Source organism: Mesorhizobium sp. BHbdii, from assembly GCF_053848045.1.
This window is the reverse complement of the sequence record NZ_JBSPKX010000004.1, coordinates 216,429-228,758: the sequence shown is the minus strand read 5'-3', so window position 1 is coordinate 228,758 and position 12,330 is coordinate 216,429. Positions and strand designations below refer to the sequence as shown.

Below are 12,330 nucleotides of genomic sequence, written 5' to 3'. Positions count from 1 at the left end.
TGTGGTGCCTGCCCGGCGGAAGCCGGATCGTGGAAGGATTCCGATCGCCGCACATTTCAGCAGGAGCGCGGTCTCATGAATTGGACTGACGAGCGGGTCGAACTTCTTAGAAAATTGTGGTCGGAGGGACTGAGCGCCAGCCAGATCGCCGCACAGCTCGGGGGCGTCAGCCGCAATGCCGTCATCGGCAAGGTGCATCGGCTGAAATTGTCGGGCCGCGGACGCTCGATCGCCACGCCGGCACGCCAGAAAAAGAGCGTGCAAGGATCGAGCGTCCAGAAATCGGTGTCGCGGGCGGCGAGCACTGCGCGGCATATCACCACGTCGATCGGCGCGACCGCGCTGCAGGCGCAATTCGACACCGCACCGGTGGCGCGTCATTACGTCCGTCCGGTCGAGAACGTCGTCGTGCCGATCTCGCGGCATCTGCAACTCGTCGAGTTAACCGAGCGGACATGCAAATGGCCGAATGGCGATCCGCTTTCGGAAGAGTTCCATTTCTGCGGCAACGACGCGGCCGAAACCGGGCCCTATTGCAAGTACCACGCCCGCATTGCGTTCCAGCCCGCATCAGAGCGGCGGCGGAGTAGATAAGGCAATAGGGGAGTAGGGCAGTATGGGAGTAGGTAAAGATTAGGCTTTGTGAGTGCGACCCTTGGCAACGCACTACATACTCCCTTACTGCCCTACTCCCCTATTGCCTTCTATTTCACAGCCACCCATTCCTGCGAAAACGCCAGTACAGGAAAGAGCAGATCGCAGCGATCGCAGCCAGCACGAGCGGGTAGCCATATTCCATCTTCAGTTCCGGCATGTCGTCGAAATTCATGCCGTAGATGCCGGCGAGCGCCGTCGGCACCGCCAAGATGGCAGCCCACGAGGCTAGCTTCTTGGTGTTCGCCGTTTCCTGGCTCTGGCCCACCAGGAGGCTGGCCTCGAAGGCAAAGGCGAGAACCTCCCGCAAACTGTCGATCTTTTCCTGCACGGTGCGGATATGATCGGTCACGTCGCGAAACAACGGGTGCATGGCTGCGTGGATCTGCGGCAGGTCGGCGCTGGTCAGCCGGCGGCAGACCTCCACCAGCGGCAGCGCCGCATTGCGCAAGCGCAACAGATCGCGGCGCAGCATATAGAGCCGCTCGATATCAGGTCCAGTCATAGGCCTTAGCAGGACCTTGTCCTCGATCGCCTCGACCTCGTCCTCGATCTGCTCGAGCACCGGCATGTAGTTGTCGACGATGAAATCGAGAATGGCATAGAGGACAAAATCCTCGCCCTTGGCCAGCGAAAGCGGGCAGCTTTCCCAATGCTGGCGAACGGCGGCATAAGAAGTCGACGGACCGTGCCTGACGCTGACGATATAGCCGGCGCCGACGAACAGATGCGTCTCACCGAAGGTGACGCGCCTGTCGATCAGTTGAGCCGTGCGGGCTACGATGAACAACGCATCGCCATATTGCTCGATCTTCGGCCGCTGATGCGGATGCTCGGCGTCCTCAATCGCCAGATCGTGCAGATGGAATTGCGCCTGGACGCGAAGCAACAGGTTGCGGTCCGGCTCCAGCAGGCCGATCCAGACGACATGACCTGGCTTCTTGGCCCATTCGCCAGCTTCCTCGATCGGAATGTCGGCGACACGCCGGCCGGCGGTATAGACGCTGGAAGCGATGATGGCCGATGTCGGCGGGGCCGGCGTCAGGTTCCGAACGGTTTCCATCGCTACCTCCTGGAGGCATGGCCTCGGGTCAGGATCAGGAACGTTCGGTAAAGCTTAGCCCAAATCAGCAATGGGTTCGAGAGGCAGCCGTTCACTTCGCGGGTAGCGCTCCCGGGACAACAATCTTATCTGTCTTGTCGCCCTTCGGCCGCTCGGCCGGCATCTGGTCGCCGGTTACGATGTAGTAGATCGTCTCGGCGATATTGGTGGCATGATCGCCGATCCGCTCGATATTCTTGGCGCAAAACAGCAGGTGCGTGCAAGGCGTAATGTTGCGCGGATCTTCCATCATGTACGTCAGCAACTCGCGAAACAGCGAGGTGTACACGGCATCGATCTGATCATCGCGATCACGCACGAAGCCGATTTTTTCCACCGAGCGCGACGCGTAGATGTCGAGCACTTCCTTGAGCTGCGTCAACGCCAGGTCGGCCAAGGCCTCAATGCCGCGGAACAGGCTGGTCGGCTGGCGCCCTTCTATGACGGCAACCACGCGCTTGGCGACATTCTTGCCGAGGTCGCCGACCCGTTCGAGGTCCGCCGAGATGCGGATCGCGCCGACGATCTCGCGCAAATCCGTCGCCATCGGCTGGCGCTTGGCGATGATGATGATCGCCTTGTCGTCGATCTCGCGCTGCCCTTCGTCCAGAACGGAATCGTCACGGATGACTTTCTGGGCAAGGCCGGGGTCGGCGTTGACCAGGGCCGCGATCGCCTGTTCGACCATGCGTTCGGCATGCCCGCCCATCGCGGCGATGCGCTTCGACAAATATTTCAGCTCCTCGTCATAGGCGCTGACGATGTGCACGGACTGCATAGAGATGCCTTCCCGGGGTCTTCTGGTCCCAGTCGTTTCCTCGAATCCCCGCTGATATGCTAGCCGGATGACAGAAAAAAGAAACCGTTAGAGCGACGTGCGTTCACTTGGATACAGAGTACGCTCTAAATCCCTTATCCACGCATCCGACTATCCTGAAATCTTCCGGTTTTCGGGCCACGCCTTCTTAGATAGTGAGGCGTCAGTGCGCCGGCAAATGCACCGTGAAAGCTGCGCCCTTGCCGACCTCCGACTTGATCGAGAGCCTGGCATTGTGGCGTGTCAAGATATGCTTGACGATGGACAGGCCAAGACCGGTGCCTTTCTGGGTCCGGCTGTTTTCGACATCGACGCGGTAGAAGCGTTCGGTAATGCGCGGGATATGCTCCTCGGGAATGCCGGGGCCGAAGTCCCGGATGGTGACGTCGATGCCCGGTTCGGGACCGTCATCGCGGTGAGCAATCGTCACCACGACACGTCCACCCGACTGTCCGTATTTGCAGGCGTTTTCCAGCAGATTTTCGAAAACCTGGAAAAGTTCATCGCGATCCCCGGGCACATCAAGCGGCCCTTCTGCGAAATCCCGCTCTATGGCAACGCCGTTTTCCCTGGCAAGCGGCCCCAGCGAATCGATGACGCTGTCGAGGGTCTGGCGGAGATCGACCTCGGTTCCCGGCTTCAGATAAGGTTTCATCTCCAGCCGCGACAGCGACAGCAGGTCGTCGATCAGGCGCGCCATGCGGCCGGTCTGGTTCTGCATGATCTGCAGGAACTGCTCGCGCGCCGCCGGGTCGTTGCGGGCCGGGCCGCGCAGCGTCTCGATGAAGCCGGAGATCGAGGCGAGTGGGGTGCGCAGTTCGTGGCTGGCATTTGCGATGAAGTCGGCGCGCATCCGGTCGATCCGGCGCGCCTCGCTCTGGTCCTTGAAGACCAGCACATAGAGGTCGGTGCCGTGACCGACCGAAGACGCACTCACCCGATAGGCCCGTTCGACCGGCAGCTTTTCGGTATAGTCAACGACATCCGAAGCGGCGGCGCCCGATAAAATACTGTCCAGCAAGGCCTGCATCTCGGGCGCCCGGAATTTCAGCGACAGCGACATGCCCGGTGCTATGCCGCCGAAGGCGGCGAAGGCGGCGGCGTTGGCATGGACGATCGTGGCGGTGCGATCGAAGATGATCAGCGGATCGGCAACGGCGGCCGCCAGATATTCTCCCGACAGCTGTTGTAGCCCGCCCGCCTCGATCGCCGCGGCATCCTCCGCTGACTGGGGCGCAACGCTGGCCGGCAGCATCGCGGCGGCAAGCAGCAGTACGGCACATGCCAGCAGCACGACATAGCCGGACATGTCTGCGAAACCATAGACGGTCAGGACCGCGACGATGCCGGCCGCCAGCAGCCAGCGGCTGTTCCACAACCGGATGACGACGGCTTGCGCCGTGCTTCGCTGTTCTGCGCCGCCGATGTCAGCCATTGTCAGCCATTCGCGCGCATTGTGCCTCCCTCACCCCGACCGGTCAGGTGGAACTCCCCACTGGACCGGCGCCAAAGCGCCGTGCGTTACAATTGGACGCACAAAGGACGCTCTACCACTCTCAATCTGCTGCATCGTTCTTTCCGAAATCGATTCCGATTTTCGGGCCGATGCAGTAAGGCTCCAATAGCATGAGTCCGGAAACTGGAAAGGTTCGTCTCGATGAAAAACCCCAAGGAAGATGCCGGCGCGCCCGTTCCAGGGCCGCTGAAGATCCGCATCGACGGCAAGGAGCGCGAATTCGACATCGACGATCCCAAGCTTCCGGCCTGGGTCGAGGACAACAAGCTGACCGCCGGCGGCTATCCCTACGACAAGAAAATGAACAGCGACGAGTATGACGAGGCGCTCGAGCGGCTGCAGATCGAGCTGGTCAAGGCGCAGGCATGGCTGCAATCGAGGGGCAAGCGGGTGATGTCGCTGTTCGAAGGACGCGATGCCGCCGGCAAGGGCGGTACGATCTTCGCGCTGCGGCAGTACATGAATCCCAGGACAGCGCGCAACGTAGCGCTCACCAAGCCTAGCCCAACCGAACTCGGGCAATGGTATTTTCAGCGCTATGTCGCGCACTTTCCGACATCCGGCGAGTTCGTCACTTTCGACCGCTCCTGGTACAATCGCGCCGGCGTCGAGCCGGTCATGGGCTTCTGCACGCCGGAGCAGCATGAGAAATTCCTGGACGAGACGCCGTATTTTGAACGGATGATCTGCAACGAGGGCATCCATTTCTTCAAATTCTGGTTGAACATCGGTCGGGAAACACAGCTTGAGCGGTTTCACGATCGCCGCTGGAGTCCTTTGAAGAGCTGGAAATTCTCGCCGATCGACATTGCCGGCATCACCAAATGGGACGACTACACCAAGGCGCGCGACCTCATGTTCGAACGCACGCACGAGGAATTCGCGCCCTGGATCATCGTGCGGGCCAATGACAAGCGGCGCGCGCGACTTGCCATCATCCGGCGCATCCTGTTGTCGCTTCCCTATGACGGCCGCGATCTTGACGCCATCGGCAAGGAAGACAAGAAGATCATCGGGGAAGGGCCTTCGTTCCTGGGAAAGCGGGCCTGAAGCACTGCCGCGCGCCCCCAAGGACGCGCGGCACGATTCCGAATATTCCTGTCATTCTGCCAAATGACTTCTTATGCCGCCAGCCGGGCAATCCGCTGCAGCCGCTTCAGCGTGGTATCGTCCTGCAAAGCCTGCTGAAACAGCGAAATCTCCTGGTCAATGCGATCGCAGAGCGCGCCTGTGTCGCCCTTGAGCAGGTCGCGCGTCTGCAGCAGTGCGGCGAATGGCTTCTTGGCGAGTTGCCTGGCTCTGCCTAGTGCGGCTTCCTCGACATCGCCCACCACGATCTCCGTGACCAGGCCAAGCATCCTGGCGTCCTCGGCACTAAGCGTGTCGCCCAGGCAGAAGAAGCGGAAAGCGCCGGCATAACCGAGTTTCTGCGGCGCCAGGATGCTGGTCGCCGCGTCCGGCACGAGGCCGAAATCGACGAACGGCACCCGGAACGTGCTTTCATCAGATGCGATCACCATGTCGCAATGGAACAGGATGGTGCAGCCGACGCCGACGGCGTCGCCATCGACACAGGCAAGGACTGGTTTGGGGAACGTCGCCAAGGTGCGGAACATGTCGGTGACGGCGGCGATCAATCGTTGATGCTTGGTGGCGTCGAGGAATTCGGAAAAGTCGCCGCCGAGGCAGAAGCAGCCGGCGAGGCCGCGCAGCACCACGACGCGCACATCATCGTCGATTGTGGCTTCGTGGAAGATCTTGGCCAGGCTTTCATAGGCTCGCCCGTCCAGCACCGGCCGGCCGTCATCTGACGACACCGTGACAATTAGCGTATGATTGCGGAACTCTGTTTGCGGGTGGATGTTCATGGCTGTCTCCAATTCTCACGAGGCCTGCCTCATTCCGAGCCTGTCGGGATAACCCCTGGCCAGCACTGGTGCGAAATGACTGCGACGCGAGCGCACCACCTCAAGCGTATGCTCGTTGAAGGTGAGCAGCGTCGCGACGACCTGCTGGTTGCCATAGGTGCGCTGGTAGCCAAGCGGCTTCGCCAGGAAGTGCAATTGCAGCGCCCGCAGGACCCACATCGGCTCGAACTCGATGATCACCTGGTTGACGTTGCGCCTCAGCCCCCACTCGACGAAGCCGGCAATGAGCTCGGTGCCGACCGTCGACACGCCGCGCTTGCCGTCACGAAAGCCCGGCGCCACCGCATAGCGGGTCAGTTCCCAGACGTTCGGCCCGGACGGCGGCGTCCCTTCATAGAGGTCCGCCAGCACCTCGGTCAGGAGATGCGCCCGCGTTGTCGGCAACATCCGCTGATAACCGGCGAGCTCGCCATTGCGGATGACGAGCTGATGCACCGCCTCGTCATGGTCGAACTGATCGATCTCAAGGCCATCGGGGCGCTGCAGATCGGTCCACCCCATCTCCTCGACGAAAATCTTGTAGCGCAAACGATGAACGGCCTCCCAAAGGTCGGGACGTTCCATAAGTTCCTGTGTGGTAAGGGAAAAAAGCATCTGCCGTCTCCTAGGTTCAATAGGAAGATACGGCCGGGCTGTCCCGAGAAAATTACGCGATCACGTAGGCAAGAATTTCTAGGCCGGCACGGCCGAGCTAGCTAATATAGCCGCGCCTTATCGCTTCCGCGACTGCTTGCACCCGGTTGACGGCACCGAGTTTGCTTTTGGCGTTAAGAAGGTGTTTCTCTGACGTGTGTTCCGAAATGCCGAGAATCTGTGAAATCTCCCATTCGGACTTGCCGACGGCGGCCCATTGCATGCATTCGCGCTCACGCGGCGTCAGTTCGATGTGGTCGATGGTCTTGGCCGCCATCGTGTGGATCTGCATGGCGCGGCCAATCGCATAGGTCGCCACCAGCGACACCAGCCCAAAATCGGCGCCAGACAATTCGACGGCTTCGCCGCCGAGCGACACCATGACGATCTGGCCATCGAGCGTGATCAGCGGGAAGGCCAATCCGTCGCGCAGCTTGAATTCGCCGGCGTCGCCCATCACTTCGCCGCTGCTCTTGTCGATGCGAATGCCCTGAGACGCTTCCCGCCACTGGAACGGCGCCTGCAGCTGCTTCATGTGGCTGACGACGGGGTCATGGTCGACATAGTTGCGCGCGACGTAGCGCTCCAGCCATTCCCCCGGCCACTCGCAAAGCAGCACATGGTCCTTTTGCTGGCCTCGTGGCGTTCCCGGTTGCGGAACCGTCCCGGCCATAAGTGCCGTCAGACCGAATTCCGAGGTTATGCCAAGCAGCTTTTCGCAGACCGCGGCCGCCGTATTGGCGTGCTGCAGCTGATCTATGAATTCCAGTGTGCGATCGAAGTGGCCCATTGCAACATCTACCCCATGTTGCCTTCTGCGTTGAGATCAACGGTCCAGCGCTTGACTTGCACTTTGCCATCGACCCCGGATTACAAACCTGCTCCTCTCTGTTTGCAGCGCCTTGCGGCTACCCTCCAGCCGACGCCGCACATGTTTGCAAGGTCGCTGAAGCATAACCCTAAATCGGCGTGATGAAATCAAAAACCGTTGTGCCTGTAGCATTTTCGTACCAAAAGCCACATTGGACAGGACAGGGCGGAGCTCGATCGTGGCAATTCGGTGGACAACCATCGTCTTGATGATGGCAATCACCGGGGCACAGTGGCTCACGGCAGCGCGTGCCGCGGAGCCGCAAGTGCCGGTGCTGTGGGATGCCAAGGAGCGGCTGCCGAAGCCTGACCTTTCCGCGCTGCCGCGTCTTAGATTTCTGACCACCACCGATTTCCCGCCGTTCAACTTCCTCGACAGAGCGGGTCGCTTGTCCGGCTTCCACGTCGATCTGGCACGCGCCATCTGCGCCGAACTCGGCATCGCGGAAAAATGCCAGATCCAGGCGCTGCCTTGGGCCGAGCTCGAAGGGGCGCTGCAGAAGGGCGAAGGCGAAGCGATCATTGCCGGCATCGCCGCCACGCCGGAGACGCGGTCGAAATACGCCTTCTCGCGTTCCTACCTGCAGTTTCCGGCGCGCTTCATCATGCCGAAGACAAAGGCGTTCACGGAACCGATCTTCGACAGACTGCGCGGCAAGCGCGTCGGCGTGGTCGCCGGCTCCGCGCATGAGCGGATGCTGCGCGACTATTTCGGCACCGTTCAGGTCGTCCCCTTCGACCGGCCGGAAGAGCTCTATGATGATCTCAAGGCCGGCAAGATCGACGCCGCCTTCGGTGACGGCATGCGCTTCGCCTTCTGGCTGGGCGGGTCGGATGCCGCAGCCTGCTGCCGCTTTGCCGGCGGCCCGTATCTGGCGCCAGAATATCTGGGCTCGGGCATGGCCATCGCCACCAGGGCCAACGATCCGGCGCTGGCCGCAGCGTTCGACTACGCACTGCAGGAGATTTCGGTGAAGGGCACCTTCGCCGAATTTTATCTGCGCTATTTCCCGGTCAGTTTTTTCTGATCCGGTCAGTTTTCTAGTCCGGTCCGGTCAGTTTTTCTGAGTCTTCAGGGCCTGGATCAAGTCAACGTGCGCAGGCGGGCCTTGGCGGCACGGGCGATGGCGGCGACGGTGAGCGTGTCGAGATCGAGTTGGCGACGGATAAGCTGCAGCACCCTCACCTCCTCCAAACGCATTTCGAGGTCGACGGCCGCAACCTCGAAGGCTGCGGCATAGGCGGTATCAAGCAGGCGTTCGGGCAGTGCTTCAGCGACCCGCGTCAAAACGCCTTCCAGCCCGTCCTTTTCGTGCAGCATCTTTTGGCAGTCCTGGGCGACGCCGACCAGCCGGTCGTGGTCGAAATCCTCGAACACCGGCCATGAGCGGACGACGTCGCCGATCCGCGCCAGTTCGACATTGGTCATGTCGCGATCGGACGCGGAGGTGATGACCATCAGATAGATCAGGGCTTCATGCGGCGGCAACGACATTTAGAACTCCTCAAACGGGCTCCGAAGTTAGGAACGCGGCACCGACGCCGCAAGGAAAAAGAGCCGCGATCGTTGACGCCCACGGCAGGCACGCCTAGAGACCGGTTGAAAACCTCTTCCGGCCCCCATTTGCGGCGATGCCGGCGAACGATTTGGAAACAGTGACATGGCGGGATCAAACATCGTCGATCTCAATCCCGAGGTGCTTGCGGCAGCGGCTGAAAGCAAGGCGTGGCCGTTCGAAGAAGCCAGGAAGATCGTCGAGCGCTACAAAGACACTGATTTTCCCGAGACCGTTCTGTTTGAGACCGGCTACGGTCCGTCGGGGCTGCCGCACATCGGTACTTTCGGCGAGGTCGCACGCACCTCGATGGTGCGCCATGCCTTCCGCGTCCTCACCCGGGACGCGGTCAAGACCAAAATATTGTGCTTTTCCGACGACATGGACGGCATGCGGAAGATTCCGGACAACGTCCCCGATCGCGCCGCACTCGAGCCGCACCTGCACAAGCCGCTCTCGTCCGTCCCCAACCCTTTCGGCGGCGACTATGCGAGCTTCGCAGACCACAACAACGCAATGCTTTGCCGTTTCCTGGACACGTTTGGCTTCGACTACGAGTTCGCCAGCGCGACGGAATACTACAAGGCTGGCCGTTTCGACGACGTTCTGCTGCGCGCTGCCGAACGTTTCGATAAGATTATGGACGTGATGCTGCCGACGCTCGGAGAGGAGCGTCAGGCGACCTACAGTCCGTTCTTGCCGATTTCCCCCAAAAGTGGCCGCGTGCTTTACGTCCCCATGAAGCGTGTCGACGCCAAGGCCGGCACTATCACCTTCGATGATGACGGCACCGAAACCACGCTGCCCATAACCGGCGGCAGGGTGAAGCTGCAATGGAAGCCGGATTTCGGCATGCGCTGGGCGGCGCTCGGCGTCGATTTCGAAATGTTCGGCAAAGACCACCAGACGAATGCGGTGATCTACGACCGTATCTGCAATATCCTGGGCGGGCGGGCGCCGGAGCATTTCGTCTATGAGCTGTTCCTGGACGAGAACGGCCAGAAGATTTCGAAGTCGAAGGGCAACGGACTGACCATAGACGAGTGGCTGACCTACGCGCCGACCGAAAGCCTCGAACTCTACATGTACCAGCGGCCGCGGCAGGCAAAGAAGCTCTATTTCGACGTCATTCCGAAGGCGGTGGACGAGTATTACGCCTTTTTGTCCGCCTATCGCCGGCAGGAGTGGAAGGAGCGGCTGGGAAACCCCGTCTGGCACATGCATGACGGTAACCCGCCTGTCGTCGACCTGCCGGTGTCGTTCGCGCTGCTGCTCAATCTGGTCAGCGCCTCGAACGCCCAGAACAAGGACGTGCTGTGGGGGTTCATTTCGCGCCACACATCGGGCGTGACGCCGAAGACCCATCCCGAGCTCGACCGGCTGGCCGAATATGCGATCCGCTATTTCGACGATTTCGTGAAGCCGGCCAAGGTGTACCGGGCCGCCGACGCGGTCGAGCGCGAGGCGCTGACGAAACTCTCCGAGGCGCTCGCCACGTTGCCGCCAGATGCCGATGGCGAGGTGATCCAGAATGCCGCCCTCAACGTCGCGCGCAAGATCGAACGCTATCAGGACCATTCGAAGCAGAGCCCGGAGGGCGGGCCGGGCGTGTCGGTCGCCTTTTTCCAGATGATCTACCAGGTGCTGATAGGACAGGAGCGCGGCCCACGCTTCGGTTCCTTCGCCGCGCTCTACGGCATCGCAGAAACCCGCGCGCTCATTCAGAAGGCGCTGGCTGGTCAGTTGGCGGCGTAGCCGTCGTCTCGGTTGGCGGCGTAGCCGTCGCCGACGGATCGAGAATCAGCTGCGTCGGCTGCGCTGCCGCGACAGGGGCTGGTGCCGGAGGCAGGCCGGCGAGACTGGGCGGCGGCCCGAAAATGCCCTTCCTCGCCGTACGCGCCTTCTCGCCGGCCTCGACGTAAGGGCCACCCTCGGCTGCGCGCGCCCAGCCGTTTTCGATCAACCACTGACCGACATCCTGGTTGCCAACGCGGCATTCGGCGGCGATCAGGTCGCGGCCGCCTTCGGGCGGCACCGCGCAAACCACCGCCCGGCCGCGCAGGAAAGCACGGAACGCCGTTCGCGCCCGGCTGCCGCACGTCCAGGACTTGCCGCCGTCGGCGCAAGTCTCGTCCTGCAAGACGATGTCGATACCCGAAATCGCGACCGAGTAGCCCTTGGCCTCGATCACACCGGCGGCCGGCGCAACCGGCTGGAACAGTTTTGTGCCGTTCCAGTCGTCGGGCATTTTCAATTTGGGCGGTTTAGGGGGTCCGGCCAGCGCCAGGTCACTCAGCGGGGCGCGCGGCTCGACCCGTTCAAGCTCTTCGGGCTGAAGCTGCGGCGGCGCGACGACCTCGGGATCGATGGCCCTGGAATGCGCCTCCGGCCTTGCCGCCTTGGGTCGCGGGATCGCTGATGTGGCAGGCGCGTCGGATTGCGCCGCCATGCCGGCCTGCGCTCGAGCCGCGACACGGCCGTTTTCGCCTTGAAGCACGGCGCGGCCGCCGGCGACGATCGCGGCCCCCATAACCAAGATCGTCAACAAGGCAGCGGCTTTATGTAGCGGACGCACTGGCGGCCCCTACTGGCTTGCCCAGACAATCCGCGCCACCCATTCGACATCGCGCATAGGGATTTCGCGGTCCGGGTGATCGGGATTGAGCGAGACCAGCATGATCGACTTCGACGACTGGCGGTCCAGCACCTTCGCCATGACCTCGCCGGCATTGGTCTTGACGACGACCCGGTCGCCCTTGCGGGTGGCAGCGCCCGGCTCGACGATCAGCACGTCGCCATTGCGGTACAGCGGCAGCATGGAATCGCCCTGAACCTGCAGCGCATAGGAGGTTTCGGTCGCCTGTGCCGGAAGCTCGATCAGGTCCCAGCCTTGCCCCGCCGGAAAACCGGCATCATCGAAGAAGCCGCCGGCGCCGGCCTGGGCGAAGCCGAGCAGCGGCACCGAAGACCTCTGTGCGGGCAGAGATCCGGGAGCGGGCTTGCCCCGGCCTTCGACCAGCCCCGTGAATTCGTCGAGCGAGGCGCCCGTCGCCTCGATGATCTTGGCCAGTGATTCGGTCGACGGCCAGCGCGGCCGCCCGTCCGAGGACAGCCGCTTCGACTTGTTGAAGGCAGTCGAATCGAGGCCCGCGCGTTTCGCCAGCCCGGAGGCCGAGAGCGAATAGCGCTCGGCGAGAGCATCGATGGCGGCCCATACGCGGTCATGCGAGAGCACTTTGCTCTCCTTCAGAACA

The 12,330-nt window shown here is 61.9% G+C and carries 13 protein-coding genes; 4 read left to right on the top strand and 9 right to left on the bottom strand.

All coding sequences use genetic code 11. The features are described 5' to 3' along the window. The first annotated feature begins 75 nt into the window (after window positions 1-75). Complete coding sequence (locus ACWTU8_RS21725) at window positions 76-594, top strand: GcrA family cell cycle regulator (protein WP_455849781.1); 519 nt, start codon at window positions 76-78, stop codon at window positions 592-594. A gap of 115 nt (window positions 595-709) precedes the next feature. Here the strand turns inward: ACWTU8_RS21725 and ACWTU8_RS21720 are convergent, their stop codons facing one another. The 3 genes from ACWTU8_RS21720 to ACWTU8_RS21710 form a co-directional block, all read right to left on the bottom strand. Then, the gene (locus tag ACWTU8_RS21720; protein WP_455849780.1) at window positions 710-1,717 is read right to left on the bottom strand and encodes a magnesium and cobalt transport protein CorA; all 1,008 of its coding nucleotides are present in this window, start codon (window positions 1,715-1,717) and stop codon (window positions 710-712) included. A 91-nt stretch (window positions 1,718-1,808) separates the two neighbouring features. Further along, complete coding sequence (gene phoU / locus ACWTU8_RS21715) at window positions 1,809-2,534, bottom strand: phosphate signaling complex protein PhoU (RefSeq protein ID WP_455849779.1); 726 nt, start codon at window positions 2,532-2,534, stop codon at window positions 1,809-1,811. A gap of 202 nt (window positions 2,535-2,736) precedes the next feature. Then, the gene (locus ACWTU8_RS21710; protein WP_455849778.1) at window positions 2,737-4,008 is read right to left on the bottom strand and encodes an ATP-binding protein; all 1,272 of its coding nucleotides are present in this window, start codon (window positions 4,006-4,008) and stop codon (window positions 2,737-2,739) included. 222 nt (window positions 4,009-4,230) lie between these two features. On the opposite strand from ACWTU8_RS21710, the gene ppk2 reads away from it, so the two are divergent. Then, on the top strand, window positions 4,231-5,139 hold the full coding sequence (ppk2, locus tag ACWTU8_RS21705; RefSeq protein WP_455849777.1) for a polyphosphate kinase 2: 909 nt from the start codon (window positions 4,231-4,233) through the stop codon (window positions 5,137-5,139). 71 nt (window positions 5,140-5,210) lie between these two features. On the opposite strand, the gene ACWTU8_RS21700 is transcribed toward ppk2, so the two are convergent. The 3 genes from ACWTU8_RS21700 to ACWTU8_RS21690 all read right to left on the bottom strand — a co-directional run bounded on the left by ACWTU8_RS21700 (window position 5,211) and on the right by ACWTU8_RS21690 (window position 7,440). Next, window positions 5,211-5,957, bottom strand: a complete 747-nt coding sequence (locus ACWTU8_RS21700; RefSeq protein ID WP_455849776.1) for an enoyl-CoA hydratase-related protein — start codon at window positions 5,955-5,957, stop codon at window positions 5,211-5,213. Between the two features lie 15 nt (window positions 5,958-5,972). After that, the gene (locus ACWTU8_RS21695) at window positions 5,973-6,611 is read right to left on the bottom strand and encodes an acyl-homoserine-lactone synthase (protein WP_029356847.1); all 639 of its coding nucleotides are present in this window, start codon (window positions 6,609-6,611) and stop codon (window positions 5,973-5,975) included. 97 nt (window positions 6,612-6,708) lie between these two features. Further along, window positions 6,709-7,440: a helix-turn-helix transcriptional regulator gene (locus ACWTU8_RS21690; protein WP_455838405.1), complete on the bottom strand. Its 732-nt coding sequence runs from the start codon at window positions 7,438-7,440 to the stop codon at window positions 6,709-6,711. A gap of 289 nt (window positions 7,441-7,729) precedes the next feature. On the opposite strand from ACWTU8_RS21690, the gene ACWTU8_RS21685 reads away from it, so the two are divergent. Continuing rightward, window positions 7,730-8,548: a transporter substrate-binding domain-containing protein gene (locus ACWTU8_RS21685; RefSeq protein ID WP_455850021.1), complete on the top strand. Its 819-nt coding sequence runs from the start codon at window positions 7,730-7,732 to the stop codon at window positions 8,546-8,548. 56 nt (window positions 8,549-8,604) lie between these two features. Here ACWTU8_RS21685 and ACWTU8_RS21680 read toward each other — a convergent pair whose 3' ends face one another. Next, on the bottom strand, window positions 8,605-9,015 hold the full coding sequence (locus tag ACWTU8_RS21680) for a tellurite resistance TerB family protein (RefSeq protein WP_455849775.1): 411 nt from the start codon (window positions 9,013-9,015) through the stop codon (window positions 8,605-8,607). Between the two features lie 166 nt (window positions 9,016-9,181). On the opposite strand from ACWTU8_RS21680, the gene ACWTU8_RS21675 reads away from it, so the two are divergent. After that, on the top strand, window positions 9,182-10,831 hold the full coding sequence (locus ACWTU8_RS21675; RefSeq protein WP_455838404.1) for a lysine--tRNA ligase: 1,650 nt from the start codon (window positions 9,182-9,184) through the stop codon (window positions 10,829-10,831). Here ACWTU8_RS21675 and ACWTU8_RS21670 read toward each other — a convergent pair. Then, window positions 10,794-11,651, bottom strand: a complete 858-nt coding sequence (locus ACWTU8_RS21670; protein WP_455849774.1) for a thermonuclease family protein — start codon at window positions 11,649-11,651, stop codon at window positions 10,794-10,796. The genes ACWTU8_RS21675 and ACWTU8_RS21670 overlap by 38 nt on opposite strands. A 9-nt stretch (window positions 11,652-11,660) precedes the next feature. Then, the gene (locus ACWTU8_RS21665; protein ID WP_455849773.1) at window positions 11,661-12,311 is read right to left on the bottom strand and encodes a S24 family peptidase; all 651 of its coding nucleotides are present in this window, start codon (window positions 12,309-12,311) and stop codon (window positions 11,661-11,663) included. Window positions 12,312-12,330: the final 19 nt, after the last annotated feature.